Origin of the sequence: Bittarella massiliensis (ex Durand et al. 2017), assembly GCF_009876955.1 — a bacterium.
Taxonomy (GTDB): Bacteria; Bacillota; Clostridia; order Oscillospirales; family Ruminococcaceae; genus Bittarella; species Bittarella massiliensis.
In genome coordinates this window covers 171,228-191,313 of record NZ_WWVY01000005.1, presented here as the reverse complement: position 1 = coordinate 191,313, position 20,086 = coordinate 171,228, and the positions used below count along the sequence as shown (strand labels likewise).

17 protein-coding genes and 1 pseudogene are annotated in these 20,086 nt (G+C 58.4%); 4 read left to right on the top strand and 14 right to left on the bottom strand.

What is annotated here, in order from left to right:
* Both GT748_RS07965 and GT748_RS07960 read right to left on the bottom strand, forming a co-directional pair.
* Positions 1 to 294, bottom strand: a pseudogene (locus tag GT748_RS07965) (MobA/MobL family protein); the annotation flags it as partial.
* Positions 295 to 528: 234 nt separating this feature from the next.
* Positions 529 to 744, bottom strand: a complete 216-nt coding sequence (locus GT748_RS07960) for a helix-turn-helix domain-containing protein (RefSeq protein WP_002586623.1) — start codon at positions 742 to 744, stop codon at positions 529 to 531.
* A gap of 172 nt (positions 745 to 916) precedes the next feature.
* Here GT748_RS07960 and GT748_RS07955 point away from each other — a divergent pair, with 172 nt between their 5' ends.
* Both GT748_RS07955 and GT748_RS07950 read left to right on the top strand, forming a co-directional pair.
* Entirely contained in the window at positions 917 to 1,591 is a 675-nt protein-coding gene (locus tag GT748_RS07955; protein WP_225363674.1) for a helix-turn-helix domain-containing protein, read from the top strand.
* Positions 1,592 to 1,698: 107 nt separating this feature from the next.
* Complete coding sequence (locus tag GT748_RS07950; RefSeq protein WP_002586625.1) at positions 1,699 to 2,997, top strand: tyrosine-type recombinase/integrase; 1,299 nt, start codon at positions 1,699 to 1,701, stop codon at positions 2,995 to 2,997.
* A 113-nt stretch (positions 2,998 to 3,110) separates the two neighbouring features.
* Here the strand turns inward: GT748_RS07950 and GT748_RS15995 are convergent, their stop codons facing one another.
* From GT748_RS15995 to GT748_RS07915, 8 genes are all read right to left on the bottom strand, one after another.
* The gene (locus tag GT748_RS15995) at positions 3,111 to 5,162 is read right to left on the bottom strand and encodes an Eco57I restriction-modification methylase domain-containing protein (RefSeq protein WP_161213415.1); all 2,052 of its coding nucleotides are present in this window, start codon (positions 5,160 to 5,162) and stop codon (positions 3,111 to 3,113) included.
* A gap of 48 nt (positions 5,163 to 5,210) precedes the next feature.
* Entirely contained in the window at positions 5,211 to 6,392 is a 1,182-nt protein-coding gene (locus GT748_RS07940) for a DEAD/DEAH box helicase (protein WP_021658949.1), read from the bottom strand.
* On the bottom strand, positions 6,392 to 6,880 hold the full coding sequence (locus tag GT748_RS15510; RefSeq protein WP_021658950.1) for a hypothetical protein: 489 nt from the start codon (positions 6,878 to 6,880) through the stop codon (positions 6,392 to 6,394). Before GT748_RS15510 ends, GT748_RS07940 begins: the two co-directional genes overlap by 1 nt.
* 105 nt (positions 6,881 to 6,985) lie before the next feature.
* The gene (locus GT748_RS15505; protein WP_243148049.1) at positions 6,986 to 7,351 is read right to left on the bottom strand and encodes a hypothetical protein; all 366 of its coding nucleotides are present in this window, start codon (positions 7,349 to 7,351) and stop codon (positions 6,986 to 6,988) included.
* Between the two features lie 30 nt (positions 7,352 to 7,381).
* A complete protein-coding gene (locus GT748_RS07930) occupies positions 7,382 to 7,564 on the bottom strand; it encodes a helix-turn-helix domain-containing protein (protein ID WP_243148073.1) in 183 nt (60 codons plus the stop codon).
* Between the two features lie 278 nt (positions 7,565 to 7,842).
* A complete protein-coding gene (gene rlmD, locus GT748_RS07925; RefSeq protein WP_021658955.1) occupies positions 7,843 to 9,375 on the bottom strand; it encodes a 23S rRNA (uracil(1939)-C(5))-methyltransferase RlmD in 1,533 nt (510 codons plus the stop codon).
* A gap of 38 nt (positions 9,376 to 9,413) precedes the next feature.
* Positions 9,414 to 10,580 (bottom strand): alkaline phosphatase family protein, encoded by a 1,167-nt coding sequence (locus tag GT748_RS07920; protein WP_021658956.1) that lies wholly within the window; start codon positions 10,578 to 10,580, stop codon positions 9,414 to 9,416.
* A gap of 319 nt (positions 10,581 to 10,899) precedes the next feature.
* Complete coding sequence (locus GT748_RS07915) at positions 10,900 to 11,793, bottom strand: LysR family transcriptional regulator (protein WP_021658957.1); 894 nt, start codon at positions 11,791 to 11,793, stop codon at positions 10,900 to 10,902.
* A gap of 111 nt (positions 11,794 to 11,904) precedes the next feature.
* On the opposite strand from GT748_RS07915, the gene GT748_RS07910 reads away from it, so the two are divergent.
* Together GT748_RS07910 and GT748_RS07905 are read left to right on the top strand one after the other, a co-directional pair.
* The gene (locus GT748_RS07910; RefSeq protein ID WP_021658958.1) at positions 11,905 to 12,477 is read left to right on the top strand and encodes a chromate transporter; all 573 of its coding nucleotides are present in this window, start codon (positions 11,905 to 11,907) and stop codon (positions 12,475 to 12,477) included.
* On the top strand, positions 12,474 to 13,040 hold the full coding sequence (locus tag GT748_RS07905; RefSeq protein WP_161213414.1) for a chromate transporter: 567 nt from the start codon (positions 12,474 to 12,476) through the stop codon (positions 13,038 to 13,040). The genes GT748_RS07910 and GT748_RS07905 overlap by 4 nt, the downstream gene beginning before the upstream one ends.
* A 913-nt stretch (positions 13,041 to 13,953) precedes the next feature.
* Here the strand turns inward: GT748_RS07905 and GT748_RS07900 are convergent.
* The 4 genes from GT748_RS07900 to GT748_RS07885 all read right to left on the bottom strand — a co-directional run bounded on the left by GT748_RS07900 (position 13,954) and on the right by GT748_RS07885 (position 20,047).
* The gene (locus GT748_RS07900; RefSeq protein ID WP_021658961.1) at positions 13,954 to 14,892 is read right to left on the bottom strand and encodes a phosphotransferase family protein; all 939 of its coding nucleotides are present in this window, start codon (positions 14,890 to 14,892) and stop codon (positions 13,954 to 13,956) included.
* Positions 14,889 to 15,455 (bottom strand): DUF3783 domain-containing protein, encoded by a 567-nt coding sequence (locus GT748_RS07895; protein ID WP_021658962.1) that lies wholly within the window; start codon positions 15,453 to 15,455, stop codon positions 14,889 to 14,891. The genes GT748_RS07900 and GT748_RS07895 overlap by 4 nt, the downstream gene beginning before the upstream one ends.
* A gap of 126 nt (positions 15,456 to 15,581) precedes the next feature.
* The gene (locus GT748_RS07890) at positions 15,582 to 17,018 is read right to left on the bottom strand and encodes an esterase/lipase family protein (protein WP_044992240.1); all 1,437 of its coding nucleotides are present in this window, start codon (positions 17,016 to 17,018) and stop codon (positions 15,582 to 15,584) included.
* A gap of 23 nt (positions 17,019 to 17,041) precedes the next feature.
* Positions 17,042 to 20,047 (bottom strand): EAL domain-containing protein, encoded by a 3,006-nt coding sequence (locus GT748_RS07885; protein WP_021658964.1) that lies wholly within the window; start codon positions 20,045 to 20,047, stop codon positions 17,042 to 17,044.
* Positions 20,048 to 20,086: the final 39 nt, after the last annotated feature.

The following is a 20,086-nucleotide window of genomic DNA, read 5'->3' as shown; positions in this document are numbered from 1 at the left end:
ACCGTACCGCCTGCGGAACTCCTCTGTAAAGTCCGTGAGTACCTGCTGCGGCTCGTATTGCGTATAGATTTCGGGCAAGGCGATAATCAGTTCCCTTGCTTCGATACATTTGCCCTCTGTGCCGCTGCGCTGAAACTCCTGCTGGCTTTCCCTTGCAAGGTTGCTCCAAAAGGTGCTGTCGGCGGTGCGGTAGGTGGCATAGAGATTTTCCTGCCTTGCATGGCTTGTAATATACGATATTCGCCCTTTGACATTGGGCAGTTTTGACATCTGGATAAAACTGTGTCTCGGCATACATCATCTCCGTTTTCTGTTGTCAAGGTGCGTCCTTTTTTTGCAACCGTTTACGGTTGTGGCTGTCGCTGCGGCAGCGGTGACAGCCCCGTATCATACGCCGCAGGCGGTTGATACGGAAGCCCCCTGCAAGGGCGAAATACCCGGAGTACAAATCGAAGATTTGTGCGAGGGGTGTATTTCGCTCTCAAACGCCGAGGGCTTAGGGTTACTTTCCGAAAAGAGAATGGATGGTCATTCCACTCTGCGGACATCATCGGGCTTCAGAAGATTTCTTCCCTGATTGACCGTCAGAAACCGTTCCAGCGTGTCCCTGCGGATAATGGTCTTGCGCCCCACTTTGAGGACGGGCAGCTTTCCCCATTCCACCAGCTTCCGCATGGTGTTCCTGCCGATACCCGTACATTCTGCGGCTTCCTCTATGGTAAGTCCCATTTTGACTGCGCTCATTCTATCAACCTCCTTTTAGAATACTCATTTTGCAACTACTGTTTTATCATTATACTTATTCTGCCATCTCTTGTCAACCTATTTTGCAACCATTCATAGTTTATTTACAACTTTCATTGAGATAAAGGTTGCAAAATAAGTATCGGCGTGTTATACTGATACCAGTCAGGAGGTGAACACCTTGAAAAAAGAAACCACATTCACCGCAAAACAGGTCGGTAGGAGGATTAAGGAACGCCGCACAGAGTTAAACATTACCATGCCGGAACTTGGCAGGCGTGTAGGCGTGAACAAATCCACCATTCAGCGGTATGAAGCGGACGGAGTTGATCCGAAGCGCACAATGGTTATCAACGGTCTTGCGGAAGCGTTGCTCACAACTCCCGAATGGCTGACAGGTCTTTCCGATGATAAGGAATATGACACCTATACTCTTTGCCAGCGGGATATTGAGGAACACATCAGGAAATATCTGGACACAGTTTCCTATACAGTAAAGGGCGAGCCGCACCAGCAGCTTCTCACGACATTTCTCGGCAAGATGGTTGACCTGTATACGGTTATGACCTGCTACTTTGCTGATGCTATGGAGGAAGTTGACCGTGTGGCGGAGGACAAAGGGCTGAAAGAGTCTCTTGGACGGTACGCCATAGAGTCCGGGGCAATCATGGAACAGGTATACCGCAAGAAGATGGAAGTACCGATTGAGGATATGAAACGGTTTTTAGACGGGATTTTACATATCCACGATGAGGGGCGCACAAGAATGTCGATGGGCGCACTTTTCGGGATAGTGGAGGAAGCCGAAGAAAGGCTTTCCGAAAAAGAAAATTCCGTGGCACCTTGACAAGTAAAGACGCCAGTTGACTTTCACTGGCGGAAGTGACACAATTACTTTACGCACACCATATGTCACAGTCCCGATTGCCACGGATAGAAAGGAGTTTTTTATCTATGGCAAAAGGTTCTGTAAGAAAGAAAGGCAAAAAGTGGTACGGACGCTTTTATATTGAAGATGAAAGCGGCAGAAAAGTGCAGAAAGAGTTTGCAGGCACAGAGAGCAAGGCGGAAACAGAAGCCATGCTCCGCAAAGCGATAGCGGACTATGAGGAAAAGCAGTTTGTCGGGAAAGCGGAAAACATCACGGTAGGCGATATGCTGGATATGTGGGTAGAGGAAGAACTGAAACCCGGCAACTTAAGCAACGGGACGGTCATGTCCTATCAGGGAACGGTCAACCGTATCAAGCAATATCCCATTGGCAAACGCAAGCTGAAAACCGTGACCGCCGACCATTTGCAGGCGTTCATTGATTTTCTGAGCTACGGTGGGACAAACCCGGACGGGACAACTTCAAAGCCCATGAGCAAAGGATATATGCTCCTGTTCTCGGCGGTGTTGCAAAATTCCTTCCGCTTTGCGGTTTTCCCGAAAAAACTGATTACCTTTAACCCTATGCAGTATGTGAAGCTGAGGGGCAGGAAGCAGGAAACGGATATTTTCTCGGACAGTGAGGAAGATACTTCCAGTATTCCTACTATCACCCATGAACAGTTCCAAAAGCTGGAGGAATTTCTCAAGGCAAAAGATAATCCCGCCTTGCTGCCTGTGCAGATAGCGTACTACACGGGGCTTCGTATCGGGGAAGTATGCGGCTTGACTTGGCAGGATATTAACCTTGAGGAACAATATCTCACGGTACGCCGAAGCATGCGCTATAACGGAACAAGGCACACAACCGAAGTGGGAACGACAAAACGGAGCAAAGTCCGCACCGTTGATTTCTGCGACACGCTGGCGGCAATCCTGCGGGCGGCGAGAACAGAACAGCGCAAAAACCGTTTCCGCTACGGGGAGTTTTATCACCTGAACTACTACAAAGAAGTAAAGGAAAAAGGGCGCACCTATTATGAGGTTTACAGCCTGCAAAGGACAGAGGAAGTCCCGGAGGATTACAAGGAAATCTCCTTTGTCTGCCTGAGAGCAGACGGGGCGTATGAAGCGCCGAGTACGGTAGGGATTATGTGCAGGGCGGCAAAGAAGAAAGTGAAAGGGCTTGAAGATTTCCATTTCCACACGCTCCGTCACACCTACACAAGCAATCTGCTTTCCGGCGGCGCAAAGCCGAAAGATGTGCAGGAACTTCTCGGACACTCCGATGTCAGTACCACAATGAACATCTACGCTCACTCTACAAGGGAAGCGAAGCGCACTTCCGCAAGGCTGCTGGATAAGGTGGTCGGCGGGGAATAAAAAGTTGCCCTTGTTTCGGCTCGTAAGGGCAAAAACAAGGGCAAACAGATAAGGTTTGAATGAAAAACAGGCGTGAAGCCTTGAAAAATCAATGGTTTTTGAGGATTAGATAGTTAAATTCCAATTTGCGGAAAGCAGTCTTTAGCATTCACATAGTCAACAATTTTACTAATGTGACTATCATTCATCATATTGTTTCTGAATTGGTCGAGTCCCATTCCACCCGCAAACCAGCGAGACGGCATAATCATTGACAAGTATTTTGGAGAGAGCGCTTTCGCCTGCTCCACGAAGATATTGTAAATTGGTATAGCCTGACGGCTGGTACTGCCCGTTTCCAGTTGATATGGCGGATTGCCTACTACGGCGTCAAATTTCATGGTTTTCACCCCTTCCTGATTCCAATAGCTGGGTTTCAGTATCCGGTCAACAAACTGCCGAGGCTTATTCTTCATCATATTGATCAGATCGTCGAAATAATGGGTATTCACCGGAATGTTTCGATACCCCACCAGTGTGCGCCGAGTAATCTGCTTGGCCATGGGGGTTTTACAAATTACAAATACATTTTCTCGTACAGTTGTATCCCAAAATTGATGCAATTTAGAATCATCAAGCTCCTCTTCGGAACAGGCGGCACACCGACTACGGAAAATGCTGTATGTGATATACAATGGATATAGACCCGTTTTGGAGTTGATCTCCAAAACGCGGGCGCTGGCGTTTGAAAAGGTATCAGCTGTCACCTTGCCACGGTCTACAAATCGGGGATTGTCCATCATCTGCTCGTGAGTCTCGTCATAAAAGTCATAGCCGCCCAGACAGTCACTCATGTGCATATTCACTACCCGCCACGGGGTTAAAATGGTTTCCTTGTCCGGGTTTTTGAAACATGCGAACAGCTGCGCAATTTTTTTGACCCGCTCTGTGGGAGGAAGCTCATCGGCGCTGCGTACTATAGCACGAATCCGGCGACCGGCAGCCACAAAGATTTCTGGGTCATAGTATTTGATGAAACTTTTGAACAGTCCTTTGGTTACACCGGAAGGCATAAATTCATCCCAGGAGGAATCGTCCACGATATCCACCAGTTTTTCTATGGTGATATTTTCGTCAATGGGAATATCCGCACCGTAAATCAGCAGTGGCATACGAATAGAAATTCCCCGTAGGATAGAAATTGCACTATTTTTGAGCTTCTGCTTTTCCTTCATCTCTTGCAAGAGTTTTTCTTCATCCGGTGTGCGTTCCCGCTTGGCCTTTTTCTCAATGCGGCTTAGCTCTTCGTATTTTTCATCCGAAAAGCCTTGGGCATTAATGTCGATCTCCTTGGTCTTTGGTGCCGCTTTGGATGTACCGACAATACCTTTTAGCGTATTAAACCTCTCAATATCCAGTGCTTCCAGACGCAGCAACTTATCGTTATAGAGATTGGTATCATCAAAGCCGTTTTGTACCGCGCGTTCCGCGTAGGCCCGCTTCAAATGCTGGAGCAGACGGTTGGTGTCATAGGCTTTCATCACTGTGCCATCTACCGCGATGACCGGACAATAGTTCAGGAACTCGCCCATAATTCGGCGATCAGAATCATTGGCCTTACCTGCTTTTGTGGACAGAGCCACAGATTCCGCCACCATCTTCAAGGTGCGGTCAGGGGCAAAGTCAAATACATAACAGCAACGCTTGATTTTACCGTCCTTGTTGCAGGGCGACTGCACCCGGAAGATGGTTTGCAGATAGCTTGCGGCAGAGGTGGAGAACGATCCCGCTAGCATAAACACAGCTGTCCACTCTGGCACCGTGACTCCGGTGGTCAGCTTGCCGCAGGAAAGGGTAATGGTGTATCCGTCATTTCCAGCACCGTTGATGGCTTGCCGTACCTTTTGGAGCGCATCTTCAAAGCGTTCCTCTTCGTCGCCATCTCCTGCCACGTTGACAACATCAAATGCACCGCAGCCAAAGATCGGGTGTTTCTTCATCAGTTTGCTCAGAGCTTTGGCTTCTTTTACACCAGGAACTATCCAGAGAGCATGGCGGAACAAATTGCGGTATTCTTCGTTGGCATAAGGATAGTGACTATCTGGATTGTCCTTTGTGATAAGCTTTAGAAAGCTCCAAACATCGCTTTCGTGAGCAAAATCTCCCATATGGCTGCTGGTAGGCACGGCCTTGTGATCGTGCTTTATATCTCCGGTCCAGACACGAAAAAACTCTCAGAAATTGAACGCCTTATCTTCCAATTCAACATAGCTCTTGTCGGTGAGAATTTTTCCCAGGTCGTAGGTGTAGATTTTCAGCTCCGGCAACCCGTCATAGGGGTTGGAATCGCCAAAGTGCAGCTCGTCCCATTCGGCTTTGTGCTGCTGTTCCATCACATAGTCCCAGGTGTAGATGTTGTCATCAAATTCTTTGAGGATATTGAAAGGCGTACCAGAAAGGGCAAGGAACTTGGTGTCATAGTCGTTTTCTTCCTTGACCAGATTCTTGATTACTTCATCGCCCAAGGCGGTGGTGGTTCCTTCATGGGCCTCATCTACGATGACTAGATCCCAATCCAGAGAGAATACAATATCATTTTTATCGAATTTGCCTCCAACCGTAGAGGAACCACGGAGGTCCTGAATAGACGCAAAGTAGACGAATTTTTTGCCGCTGTTCAGCAGGTATTCAATGGTGGCCCCATGGCTTTTGGAGCCATAGGTGTAATCGTCGATATTATAGAAAATCTTCTGAAAATCCTCATACCAGCCGTCATCTACTACGGGACGGTGGGTAACAATAATGGTCTTGGCAAAACCGGACTCCCTGACCACTTGAAGGGCAGAGAGCGTTTTTCCGAAACGCATTTTTGCGTTCCAGAGCATACGGCTGCTGGTTTTAAATTGCTTCAGCGTTTTCTTAATGGCTTCTTCCTGCTCCGGGCGGAATACAATGGGAGCAAAATCTGTAACTGTACCTATGCCAGACAGGTTGGGCTGACATTTCTTCACCGCCTCGATGGCTTTCAGAACGGTGGACAGCCCCACATCAAACCACTCTCTGCTAGTGGAGTTTTTCAGCTTTTTCTTAGGAATTCCGGAGTTTTCAAGCACCCGGTGGACATCGTGGTCTCGGAAGGCTTTCAATATCTGCTGTCCATCTTTGTCTCTGACAAGACGGACAGCCAGTTCGGTATGTAGGAGCTGAATAGAAATACCCGCCGTGTTTGTGTACTGCTTGATCCGGCTTAGTGCTGCTTGATTCAGCGCCTTACAATTGGGAAACAGGGCATCAATAGAAGCATCTGACTGGATCGTCGTATCACCAATTTTTAAGAGCCCCTTATGAGCCTCATCATTGATAGCAAAAACGTAAATCAATTTGTACTCGAAAGAAATTCCAAATACGGTTTCCATTATCGTTCCCTCTTTATCAAAGAGTAGTATTCCACGATTACTTTGGACCGCCAGTCCTTGATTTTGCACCGTGGCTGTGCAGACTTTTGTACGATCATCATTTTCGATTCCGTAAAGTCAAACAGAGAAAGCTGATTCATTTCTTCTTGGATATCATAGAGCGGTGGTCCATAGGTGAAACCGTCCATCTGCCACAGATTCCAAGAAACAATGGTGGCCACCTTTTTCAGTTCATTGAGCGTAGGGGTGCGTTTTAACGCATACCGCATATAGTCAATAAAAGTATACAGCAGATTTTCCCTTGCAAGCAACAAATTGTCTCCTTGGAATTCAAAGCCGTAAACACTTTCGTAAGCTCGATACGCCCATTTCAGCCATTCTTTTTCGTCAGCGGCATTTTCGGTCACAACACGCAGCTTGCGATCAAGCAAACCAATCCGGGAGAGAAGTTCGATCGACTCGCCGGTCGCAGTATCATAACGGCTCACCAGGTAAGGGGCCTCACCACAGGAAACCTCAATTCTTCGTGCATCTACATAATGTTTCCAGGTGTATTGCTCATCCTCCGAAAAAACAATGTGTTCCGTTGCTGTCTAAATGCTGTCTTGCGGGATATTAAACACATCAGGACGACCGAACCAAGACTCGTCTACTAGATTGTTCTGGGCATTGCATATCCAGGAAGGAGTAAAAACTTCGCCCTTATCTCTGGTACGGCTGTTTTTTTGCTCATGAGCTTTGGCCACACGAGGCTGGATGAGCTTAGAATGAATGCCAGTGATCAAATTGGCGTAGATTTGCTCTGTGGCTGCATAAAGCTCCCCATGGGAGATATAGTCACTGGTTGCCCAGATAATATTCTTATTTGTCGTTCGATCTTTCAGGAGGATATCAAGCAGTTTTCGGTTATATTGGAAAATATTCTCTTCGATTACATCTAGTTTTTCTTCAAATTGCACGGTATGCCTCCTCTCTGTTATTATGGTAGCTCATTGTTGGGACTCCGGGATAAACGCAAGGATATTACCTGCACGACAGCCCAGAGAAATACAGGTTTTCTCAGTGGTTTGCTCGACAATACGTTCCTCCCGCTTCAAGCAATTCATAATATTCAAACTGATCCCAGCCTGTTTAGCTAACTGATTCTTGGTCGTTTCCCGACCAATCAGCATCTCGAATAATTTGCCGCACTGTACAGGCATAAGCATCTCCCCATACGAATTCGTGATAAGTTCAATGAAATTTTGATTTTTGAAAATAGCTAGAGCTCAAAGGGTTCTAGCTATTATAGCATATTGAGATATTTCACAGCGCCTCCAGAACCGCAACTTCCTTTTTTGATAGGTTATAGTGTTGTCCCACATCCACTCTGAATCCACTCTTGATTTGGGAGATAAACAGGTTTGACACCTTCAGCCCGTGATTTCCAAGCATATAGACCTTAATCTCATCATAAGTAAATTTTATTCTTTGCAGCCGTCAAATCCAGCTTGTCTATTTTAACCTCAACTTCAATATGTTGCTTAATATCGGTTTTGGACAATAAACATATTGTCTCCAGGTGCGCCGTCTGGGGGAACATGTCCACCGGCTGGATGCGACTCACCCGGTAGCCGGTGCGGCAGAGGGCGTCCACGTCCCGCTGCTGGGTCTTGGGGTTGCAGGAGATGTAGACGATCTTCGCGGGGGCGATGGCGGCCAGCGCCTCCAAAAAGTCGGGGGTGCTGCCGGCGCGGGCGGGGTCCATAAAGACCACGTCGGCCCGCTGCCCATCCTCCGCCATCCGCACCAGGTACTCCCCGGCGTCGGCGGCGACGAAGCGGGCGTTTTTGACCCCGTTTTTGCGGGCGTTGCCGACGGCGTCGCGCACCGCGTCCCGGTTGCGCTCGATGCCCAGCACCTGCTTTGCCCGCCCCGCCGCGAGCAGCCCGATGGTGCCGATGCCGCAGTAGGCGTCCACCACCGACTCGCTGCCGGTGAGACCGGCCATCTCCACCGCCGCGGTGTAGAGCCGCTCGGTCTGGCGGGGGTTGACCTGGAAGAAGGAGCGGGGGGAGATGCGAAAGCGCATCCCGCAGAGGGCGTCCTCGATGAAGCCGGGGCCGTAGAGCACCTTTTCGTACTCCCCCAGCACGGCGCTGGTCTCCCGGTTGTTGACGTTTAAAACCACCGTCTTGATTTCCGGGTGGCGCTCCCGCAGGGCGCGGACAAAGCCGCCCTGCCCGGGAAAGAGGGTGTAGGCCGCCACCAGCACCACCATCGCCTCGCCGGTCTGCTGCCCGACCCGCACCAGGATGTGGCGCAGAAAGCCCTCGCCGGTGTCCTCGTCGAAGGGGGCGATTTGAAAGGGCTTCATCAACTCCCGCACGGTGGCGATGATCCGGTCGGCCAGGGGGTGGTGGAGCAGGCAGTGCTTGACCGGCACCAGCCGGTGGCTGTGCTCCTGATAGATGCCGGTGACCGGGCGGCCGCCCCGGTCCCTGCCGGCGGCCAGATGGGCCTTGCAGCGGTAGCCCAGCGGGTCGGGTGCGGGGAGGATGGGCTCCACCGGCCCAAAGCGGCCCAGCAACGCCTCGGCCCGGGCCCCCTTTTCGGCCAGCTGCCCCTCGTACTGCAGTTGCAGCAGCTGGCAGCCGCCGCAGCGGTCGGCATAGGGGCAGGGGGGCTTTTGCCGCAGGAGGGCGGCCTTTTTCAGCGCGCGCACCTCGCCGATGTACTCGCCGAAGCGGCGGGAAAGGGCCACCTCGGCCACCTCCCCCGGGAGGAGACCGGCGACGGCGATCTCCCGCCCGCGGCAGAGGCAGAGCCCCCGGCCCCGGCTGTCCAGCCGGGTGCAGGTGAGGACCTGGGTGGGCAGCTCTTGGCGGCCCTCCTTTGCGGGGGCGGACCTGCCCTTTTGCGGGGGATTTGGTCGCCCTTTTGAGTGGGGCGCAGGCCCTTTGCGGCGGGCTTGTCCGCCTTTTTTCGGGGTGGGTTTTGGCATGGATAGACTCCTTTTTTTACGGTTGTGGGGAGGGCGGGCTAGGGCATTTCGCAGAGGATGAGGGGGATGACCATCTCCGGGGCGGTGAGACCGGCGTGGTGTCCGAAGTAGAGGTGGCCCTTGTCCGGCGCGTTGGGGGTGCGGTATTTGAGGTAGCGGTCCCCCACGGCACAGGCCACAAAGTCCCCCACAAAATCCAGCGATTTGGGGTGGGGCTGGCCCGGCCCAAAGAGCTGGCGGGCAAAGGCCTCCTCCCGGGTGAGGAGGAGAAAATCCGCCCCCAGGTGCTTTTGAAAGAGGGCGGGGAAGTCGGCCTTTCGGTCGGGGCGGACAAAGAGGGAGGCGGCCCGGGCGTCCATCGAGGGGGGGAGGAGCAGGCATTCGGCCAGCTCCTCGATCTCGTTGAGGTAGACCGGCTGGGGCTCCACATTCCGCAGGCCGTGGTCGGCCGAGACGATGAGGAGGGTGTCCTCCAACTGGGCGCACATGGCCTCGACCTGGGCGCTGAAGCGGCGGACCATCTCCTTGATGCCGTCGGTGTAGCAGCCCTGTTTGTGCATGGTGGAGTCGGGCTCGAACCAGTAGGCGTAGATGAAGTTTTGCTGGCCGTTTCGGCAGATCTCGGCGATGGTGTCGCAGTAGGTCTGCACGTCGTCGGCGTGCACCAGGGTGTGGGGCCCCTCCCGGAAGGGGATGAAGGAGGGCTGCAGGTTGTAGGTGTGCACCCCGCTGCCGGCCTCGGCGATCCGCTCGTAGATGGTCTTGTAGGAGAGGAAGCGGTCGTTTGCCCGGCCGCCGGCGATCTCCTCCCCGGAGAAGCTGTCCTGGTTGGGGAAGATGTCGATGCAGCGGCAGTACTCCTTGAAGTAGAGCGACCAGCCGAGGCTGCCGTGTTCCAGCGGGGAGAGGCCGGAGTTGTAGGTGGTGGTAGCCGCCGCAGTGGTGGAGGGGTAGACCGAGGTCAGCTCCCGGCGCAGGTGGCGGCGAAAGAAGTCGTCGGGGGCCAGGTTGTGTTCGAGCATATCGACCCCCAGGCCGTCAAAGATCATAAAGACCACGTTGCGGGGGCCTTTTTGCAGGGCCTGGTCCAGTTCGGGCAGGGTGGCGTGGGTATCCTGCACCCCGTAGTGGCGCAGGACGGAGGAGATGGCCCCCAACAGGCTGTTGGGGTAGTCGGGAAAGACGATGGTTTCTTTGGTCTGCATGGACGCAGTCCTCCTTTCCCCTGGGCGCGGCGGCCCGGGGCAAACCGCTCCTTTTCGCCGGGGGCTGTGGAGGGGGGCGACGAAAGGCGAAAATAGAGTGTGACCTGTGTTTTGGCTGTATACGCTTTCTATTTTACCACAAACGGCGGAAAAAGGGCAGAAAAAAGAGGGATCCCCCCGCTTTGTGTTTGGCCGGTGGCGGGCGGCGTTTCCGCGCCGCCGGTCGCAGGGGGAAAAGGGGGGCGGGCTGCCGGGGAAACGGCCGCCCTGTGCGCCCCGCGCTGTTGCCCTGTGCAAAGGGGAGAAAAGGGGGAGGCTTTTACAGGCTGGGTGGCTCGAGGGAGAGACAATCTCGGACGGTGTCCAGCAGGAGTTGGAGGGGTTTGGTGAGGTACTGGTTTTGGTGAAACATGGCAAACATCTGGTTTTCCATCGCCGCGGCGCGCAGTTCGATCTCTTGGAGCCGCCCGGCCGACACCGGCTCCGAGAGGAGATTTTCCGGGAGGACTGCGACGCCGAGCCCCGCCTCCGCCGCCTTTACCAGGGCGAGGGAGTTGACGCTCTCCCAGGTGGGCTCTGCCGCGAGGCTTTCCGCCGCCAGGAGGCGGTCAAAGGTGTCGCGGATGGCGCTTCCCCGCTCCCGCAGGAGCAGCGGGTATTGGCAGAGCTGCGGCAGAGAAAGGGGCTGGCGGGGGAGGGAGAGACGGGGGGAGCAGGCGGCTTTCAGTCGGTAGGAGCCCAGGGGGATGATGGCGAACCCCTCTCTGGGGGCCGGGCCTTCCCAAAAGGCGATGTCGGCATCCCCATGGCGCAAAACGTCGATGACGGCGTCCGCGCTCACCACCCTGGCGGAGACCTTTAGGTGGGGGTATGTCCCGCAAAACCGCTCCAGGATGGCGGGGAGCAGAGAGGTGGCGATGGTAATGCTGGAGACGAGGTGGAGGGGGGTATCCTCCTCCAGATGGGCCATTCGCCTGTCCAGGTTCCGGCAGGCAATCAGGATGCCCCGCGAGCCCTCCAGAAGAGAGCGGCCGCAGGGGGTGATGGAGACCCCTTTGGGCAGGCGGTCAAAGAGGGCTGTTCCCGCCTGCGCCTCCAGCTCCGCCACGGCGTGCGAAACGGCCGACTGGGTGATGAACAGCTTTTTGGCGGCCCCTGTGAAGGAGCCGGTCTCTGCGACTGCCTCGACGATTTCCAGATGGCGAAGGTTCATGGTTTCCCTCCCTACACATGAGTAAAAATGATTGAATGTACAAAATTATATCATTTTACAGATTGCAAAACAAGTGCTATATTTCTCGTGTGCTGCGCGTCGCGAAAAAGGATGATTTTTTTGAAGCAAAGGACAAGGACCTACGCCTGGTTGTTTGGCGTCAATCTGTTTATCAGCGCTTTTACATTTGGAGGGGGCTACATCGTCGTACCGATGGTGCGCCGGTATTTTGTGCAGAAAAAGCGGTGTTTTACAGAGGAGGAGCTGATGAGCATGGCCGCCATTGCCCAGTCCTCGCCCGGGGCGATCGCCATCAACCTCTCGGCGCTGGCGGGCTACCAGGTGGCCGGTTTGGGCGGCGTGCTGGTCAGTTGCGTTGCGGCCATCCTCCCCCCGCTCCTCATCCTCGGGGCCGTGTCCGCCTTTTACAAGGTTTTCATCGCCAACGCGGTGGTGGCCGCCGTGCTGAAGGGGATGGAGGCGGGGGTGGCGGCGCTGATGGTGGACCTGATCGTGGACATGTGCGCCATGATCGTGAAGGAGAAGTCCGCCTTTTTGACCGCCATGATCCCGGTTGCCTTTCTGGCAAACTTTGTCTTTCAAATCGGCGCCGTCTACATACTGCTTGCCTGCTGCCTCCTCTGCATTGCGCGGGCTGTCTGGAAGAGGAGGGGAGTGCAGTGAGCGCGATTTTGCGGCTGTTTTGGACCTTTCTCAAAATCGGCCTGTTCAGCATTGGGGGCGGGTATGCGATCATCCCCCTGATCCGCGAGCAGGTGGTGGCAAATTCCGGCTGGATCAGCTCCAAAATGTTCACCGACATCATCACCATTTCCCAGATGACGCCGGGACCCCTGGCCGTCAACACCTCGACCTTTGTCGGGCTGCAGGTGGGGGGAATCGCCGGGGCCGTTGCGGCGACGGTCGGCTGCGTCCTCTGCGGTATCGTCATCTGCCTGCTGCTGCACCGCTTTTTTCAAAGGCACCAGAGCTCGATCTACGTGTTTGAGGTGTTGAACGGGCTGAAGTCGGCCTCTTTGGGGCTGATCGTTTCGGCGGCGGCGACGATCGTCCTGACGGCGCTTTGGGAGGCGCAGCCGGTGCCCATTTCCGACGCCTTCTCCCTTTTGAACGGGACGGCCCTGGCTATCTTTTCGGTCGCCCTCCTGGTTTTGCGAAGGTGGAAGCCAAACCCCATGCTCGTCATGCTGGCGAGCGGGGTGGCCGGGCTGCTGCTCTACTCGTGACGCGGCGGCCGCCGCAAGGGGGACAGGCGGAGCGGTTTTGACCGGCTTTTTCAGCGGGGAGCGAAAAAGGGGTGCGCCTGCCTGCCGTCTTTGGGCAGGGGCGGTGGGAAAGCCCCCGCCCGGATAAGGAGAAGAACGGCCTGCCGCTCTGGGGCGGCAGGCCGTTCCTCTCTGTCGTTTTAGCGGCCGCACCCTGGTTTTGGCGGGGGGGGCAGTCTGCTTTGGTTTGCGGCTTTTTGAGGGCCACTGGTTCTGCCGGGGGAGAGGGGACGCGTTGCTTTGGCGGGGGGGCTGTCTCCCCCCGGTTCTGCTGAGGGACAAATTGCTTTGGCAGAGGGCTTTCTGCTATTCCTCAGTTCTGCCGGAAGGACGAGTTGTTTTGGCGGGGAGCTTCTGCTGCTCCCTGATTTTGTCAGGGGGCAAATTGCTTTGGCGGGGGGATCCTGCTGTTCCCTGGTCCTACCAGGGGAGAAATTGCTTAGGCAGAGAGTTTTCTGCCGCCCCCTGATTCTGTCGGAGGACAGGTTGCTTTGGCAGGGGGCGTTTTGCTATTCCTTAGCCCTGCTAGGGGACAAATTGCTGTGGCATAGGGCTTTCTGTTATCGACTGGTTCTACTGGGGGTAGAATGCTTTGAGCGAGGTCTTCTGCAAGGGAGGTGCCGAGGGAGGGAAAAGGAAGGCGCTCTCTGGAGAGGGATGGCGCGAGCGGGTGTCTTGAATCGCCGATGGCCGTCGCTTTTTACGCCCGCGGCGGGGAGGGAGGCGGTAAATCGAGTTCGACGCCCTCGTGGGGTCGGGCTCGTGTGACGCCCTTTTCGGGCCGGTGCCCGCCACTTCATCGGTGGTCTTGCTCGCCCGCGCCTTGGGTGTGTACGCGGCCCCCTGCTGGCTGAAAAATCGCCACCAGAGGGGGTCAGTCCAGATAGGGGGCGGCTGCCTCGAGGGCTGACCGCAGCTGCGACAGGTAGTCTTGCAGCCGGGGGTCTTGGCGGTCGATCTCCCCCGGGGGGAGGGTGCCCAGATACCAGCGCAGGGTATCCATCCGCCGCAACAGGAGAAGGGCCACATAGCGGGGGCGGTGGGCTGCCCAGCGGGCTTCGCTCCAGCCGTAGCCCTCCAAAAAGGCCTGCCACTGGTCGCCCGAGTGGCGCTCCAGGGAGGAGACCTCGTAGTCGGGGCAGGCGTGGACCGCGGCACAGCCAAAGTCCACCAAGGTGACGCCGTCTGGCCCACAGAGGAGGTTGCGGGGCGACAGGTCCCCGTGACAGAGCCCTAGGGGGATGCGGCGGGGGTCCAGCCCCGCCCACAGCCGGCGGATCGGCCCCTGTGCCGAGCGGGGATAGCCGTCCAGGGCGAGCACCGGGTCGCCCTCTGTCAGGCAGGAGAGGTTGTAGGCGATCTGTCGCTCCAGAGTGGGGGAGAAGGGATCGCAAAAGCGGTTGTCCCCCACCCACTCCAGCCCAAAGCCCTGCACCGGGATTTGGTGCAGCGTCCGGGCGAAACGCCCCAGTTCCCGCCAGAGGGAGAGGGCCCCCTCCCCCGAGAGGGAGGTGCCGGGCCGCCCCTCCACAAACTGTTCCACCAGGTAGGCGGTGTCCCCCTCCGCCCCGCAGAGGAGGGGGCGAGGGACCGGCAGGCCCGCTGCCTCGGCGGCGCGCAGGCACCAGACTTCCTTTTGATACTCCCTGAGGGCCCCCGGCCGCAGCCGCAGGAGCAGCTTTTCGCCCCCGGCGAGGCGCAGCGCAAAGACCCGGTTGACGCTGCCCAGGCCGCAGATCTCCTCGATGGCGAGAAGGGACCGGCCCAGCTCCTCTCGGCAGAGGCGCCGGGCCAGTCCCTCGGGATGGGTCACAGCCGGGAGAGGGCCGCTTCCAGCCCCTCGATGGCGTTTTGCAGGGTCAGGGGTTCGGGGGCCTTGTCGGCCTCCAAGATCCGGCGGCCCTCCAGGGCGGCAGCGCGCAGTTCGGCGTCCCCGTCGGCCTGGGCCTCGGCCTGTTCGGTCAGCTGGGTGAGGCGCTGGATCCGCAAAAAGAAGCGGTGCTCCTCCTGCAGCTCAGAAAAGAGCTTGGAGAGGGTCCACTCCCGGTTGTAGGGGGTGATGACCGCCTTGAGCTCGATGGTCAGCTCGCTCTCCTTTAGCTGGGCCAGCAGGTGGTTGAGCCGGTCCTTGGTCAGGCCCCCCAGCAAGATGGCCTCCTCCCGCACCGGGGCGGGGGGCTGGGCGGGCGGCTCTGCGGGCTGGTACCCCGCCAGCCCGGCGCACCAGCCGATGGTCTGGCAGAGGTCGTCCGGCCCCAGCTCCCGACAGGGGATGCCCAGGTCGCCAAGCACCTCCTGCACCCGGCGGCCCCGGGGCGTGCCCTTTCCCAAATGGTAGAGGAGAGCGATCTCCTGGGGGATCATCCTCGCTTTCATGGCAGTTCCTCCCAAATCATTGTGTTCTTCGCTATGAGTATACACCAAAAACGGCAAAACCAAAAGCGCTGGGAAAAAGAAAGGGCAGGCCCTTTCCAAAAGGACCCGCCCTCTCTACATAAAACTTCAAAAGCCCATCTCCCGCAGGCGGGCCACCAGTTTGACGTACTCCTCCCGCACGTCGAAGCCGCGGTAGTCGTCCCGCCGCAGGTCGATGACGTCCCCGTGGGAGATGCCCCGATAGCCGGCGGCGCGAAAGACCCCCAAAAAGTTGCCCCAGACCGCCGAGGGGACCGACACCAGCCCGTCGTTGGGCCCCTCCGCCGCCTTGACCACGCAGTAGGGAAAGGCGAGGACCATGTCGCTGAGGGCCCCCTTCATCACCGAGGCGCAGCTCTGGTAGTAGACGCCGGGGCAGTCGGGGGCGATTTGGGCCAGGTGGGCGGCGTAGGCGGTGGTGAACTCCCGGCTGGCGGTGTAGAAGTCGGGGTGGGTGTCGCCCAGTCTGGCGAACACCCGGTCGACTGCCCGCGCCAGGGCGCGGTAGAGGCCGTCGGGCATCTTCACCAGCCGGTCGATGACCTGGGAGCCCCGGTGGGGGGTGGAGATGGTGGTCAGGGAGGCCACCTGCGCCCCCATCCCCAGGCAGCTGATCATGTAGCGGGCGTCCAGCCCGCCCTTGGAGTGGGCGATGATGTTGACCTTTTCGCTGCCGGTCTCGGCCAGGATGGAGAGCACCCGCTGGCGGATGTCGGCGGCGTTTTGCTCCACCGTCCCCCAGGCCTCCTGGTTGCCGTAGTAGAGGCGGGCCCCCAGCCGGGTGAGCTCCTTGGGGATGCGCCCCCAGTAGCAGAAGTGCCGCAGGTCGCGAAAGCCCACCCCGTGCAGAAGGAGGATGGGGTAGCGGGTGGCGCAGAGGTCGGACTCGGCCCGCACCCGGCGCACCCCTTCCATGAGACAGCCGTGGTCGTACTCAAACCGGGCCTGCCGGCAGAGGTACCAGGCCGCGAAGAGGCCGATCACCGGCAGGGGGAGGAGCAGGATGACCACCACCCGGCGCACCAGGTTGAGCCATTTGGAGGTGCAGAGGACCCGCAGCACCCCGTTTGCGCAGAGCGCTGCGGCCAGGAGGAGGGAGACGGCGATGTCCGCTGTCACCAGCGGCCAGGGGAGGGAAAACCACCGAGCCAGCCGGGGGTAGAAAAACCAGATGGGGATCTGCGCCAGCAGGGCGTAGATGCCCGCAATGGTGAGAAACCGCCCGTCCCAGAGGACCCGCAGCCGGGCGGTCTCCCCGTCCCGGCGCGCGCGGGTGGGGAAGGCGCTGAGGCGGACGGCCCCGTAGAGCCAGAGGAGAAGGAGGGCGGCCAGGGAGGCCCCTTTGGCCAGGGGCGGAGCGGCCCATCCCCAGAGGAGGAAGAGGAGCAGCGGCAGGTGCGGCAGCGCCGGCAGGGCGAGGGCCAGCACCCAGCGCCGGCAGAGGTCGATGCGCCCGCACCCGTCCAAAATCGTCAGGGCGAGGGCGGCGGCCAGCGCCGACAGGGACACCGGGAGTGGGGACAAGGGGGAAACCTCCTTTCGCGCGGTCAGTTGCCGGGCTGCTGCCGGCCGAGTGCGGCCCAGCGCTCAAAGTCTTGCTGGGCCATGGGGCGGGCGAAGTAAAAGCCCTGGATGGTGTCCAGCCCCATGGGGCGGACGATCTGGTACTCCTCCTGGGTCTCGACCCCCTCCAGGCAGACGTGGATGCCCACGTCGTGACAGAGGGCGACGATGAAGCGGATGAAGGTGGCGTCGAAGCGGCTGTTTTGGATCCCCTTGACAAAGTCCCGGTCGATTTTGACGATGTCCGCCGGCGCCCGCTTGAGGATGTTGAGGGAGGAGTAGCCGGTCCCGAAGTCGTCCATGGCCAGGCGGATGCCCATCTTCCGGATCTCCTCAAAGGTCTGGGACATGGCGTCGGCGCTGGAGGCGATGTAGCTCTCGGTCAGCTCCAAGACGATGTGGGCGGGGTCCACCCCCATGTCCAGCAGGGTCTGGCGGGCGAAGGGGAGAAAGTCGGGCTGGGACAGCTGCAGGTAGGAGAGGTTGATGCTAAGGGAGAAGTCGGGCAGGCGCTCGACCCAGCGGGAACAGGTGCGGATGGCGCTGGCGAAGATCCAGCGGCCCACCGGGTGGATGAGCCCGCTCTCCTCCAGGAGGGGGATGAATTCGCCGGGGCCGACGGGGCCGTAGTCGGCGCACTGCCAGCGGGCCAGCACCTCGGCCCCGCGAAGGGCGCCGGTCATGGCGTCCACCTGGGGCTGAAAGGCGAGGGAGAAGCCCTCAAAATCCCGCTCGACGCTGGTGCGCAGGTGCTCGATCAAGTCGAGGCTGCGCTCTTTGGAGAGGAGGATGGAGGGGGAGAAGGGGACCAACTGGTTTTTCCCCCGCGCCTTGGCGTGTTCCAGGGAGTAGGAGGCGTACTTGAAGAGGTCGAGGTAGTTGTTCCCGTCGTCGGGATAGAAGGCGGAGCCGGCCGAGAGGGTGCAGTAGTACCTGCGGCCGGAAAACTCCTGCTGGCGGGAAAAGACGTCCCGCAGGGCGCTGTAAAACTGCTCCGGCGCCGCGCGGCCGCCCCCGCTGAAAATCACCCCGAACTCGTCGCCGTCCAGCCGGTAGACGGTGGCGTTGGAGGGGAGAAAGGTCTGGATCTTTTGGGAGGTGATCCGCAGTACCTCGTCCCCAAAGACCCGGTCGTAGAGGTCGTTGACCCGCTTGAACTCGTCGAGGCCGAGGACCATCACGCTCAGGCTCTGGTCCGGGCGCTCCTGCAAAAAGTGGTTGACGTCCTCCTCAAAGACAAACTTGTTGAGCAGCCCCGTCACGTGGTCGATCTTGTTTTTGCGCCCCAGGTTGGCGATGGTTCCGGCAAAGAGGACGGGCTCTCCCTGCTCGTCCCGCTCCACATGGCCGCGGCAGCGCATCCACACCCACTCGCCGCGGCGGTTTTTGGCCCGGTATTCGATGTTGTGGCAGCTGGTGCGGCCGTCCTCGATCTCCTGGTTGGACTCCAAAAAGGCCTGTTTGTCGTGGGGGTGGATGCGGCTGCCCCAGACGGCGGCGGCATTTTTCACCACCTCGCAGGGGAGGTCGAACTCCTCCACCATGGCCGGGGGATAGCGGAAGGTGCCGGTCTTCATGTTGCAGACGTAGACGTAGTCGTCGGTGCTCTGCACCAGGGCGTCGTAGAGGCGGTCCTTGTCGTAGGTGAAGGCCTCGACAGACTCGTCGGTCTCGCCGACGGCGGCCCGCTCCTCCGCCCGCTGGATGTGCAGCAGCCGCTTCTGCCGGTACATCTGCTCGTCGGCGCGGGCCAGGAGTTCGTCCGCCCCCAGCCCCTCGTCCAGCGGCACCTGCACCAGCCCGTAGCAGAAATCGGGCTGGTAGGGGAGGCCGTTCTCCTCCGCCAGGGCGGACAGCGCGGCCTTGGCCGCCTCGATCTTGGTCCGGGCGGCGGCCTCGTCGCTGTTCCAGAACACCAGGCAGAATTCGTCCCCGCTGAGGCGGAAGGCGTAATCGGCGCTGTCCAGTTGGGAGGTGACGGCCCGGGCGGTGAGTTGGAGGGCGCGGTCGCCCTCCAGGTGGCCGTACTGGTCGTTGATCTGCTTGAGGGAGTTGACGTCGTAAAAGCCCACCACCAGGGGGAGGGCGGCCCGCTGCGCCGCCCAGACCGACTGCACCAGCGCCTTTTTGCCCGATCGGCGGTTGCGCACCCCCGTCAGCTCGTCGATGGAGGCGGCCTGGAAGAGGGCCTTGCGCTCGGTGATGTCCAGCGACTGCTGCAGGTGCACCCGAGAGCCGTCGACCCACTGCACCAGGCTGTCGTAATTTTGGTAGGTGCGCCCGGTGCGGCTGTTGTGCTCTTCCCAGACGCAGGAGGGGTTGTCGGAGGGGTCTTGCAGCAACAGCTGCACCGGGCAGAATTTGCAGCGCCCCTCCTGGCCGGACTGCAGCACCTGCCAGCAGATCGCCCCCTCCGGCTCTTTCAGGGAGAACGCCTCTTTCATGGTGCGGTTCATGTAGAGGATGCGGTCGGTCTGGGGGTCGGTGATGTAGATGTTGGCCTCCAAGCTGTCCATCAGAGCGCCGAAGATGAAGGATTGCAGGCGGATGTCGTCCATCCGCCCCTGCTGGACAAAGAAGAGGGAGAGGATGTCGGCCAGCGATCCGAGGGCCGCCCGTTCCCCCTCGGTCCAGGGGCCCCTTTCCCGCGCCTTGCCCAGGTAGAGGAAGCCCAGGAGGGCGCCCTCTCTCTCGATGGGGAGGAGGGTGGGGGAGTAGGGGGGCGTCTGGCCGCCGAGGATGTCCCGCACCATCTCCTCCACCGCGCTGTCCTCCTGCGACTCGCCCCAGAAGGCCGCCTCCGCGGGCTTTTGGGCGCTGTCGAGCCGCAGAAAGGCCACCCGGCAGACCGGGACAGAGTGCCCCACAAATTCGGCCAGGCAGCCCACCCGCTGCCGGGGGCTGGAATCGCTTGAAAAGAGGGGGCGCAGGGCCAAAAATCCCTCGTATAGCTGGTAGAGGGGGCCCTGCCCCCGATTGCACTGTTGCATGATCACACGCTCCCACTTTTTGTTTGAGGTGCTCGGATG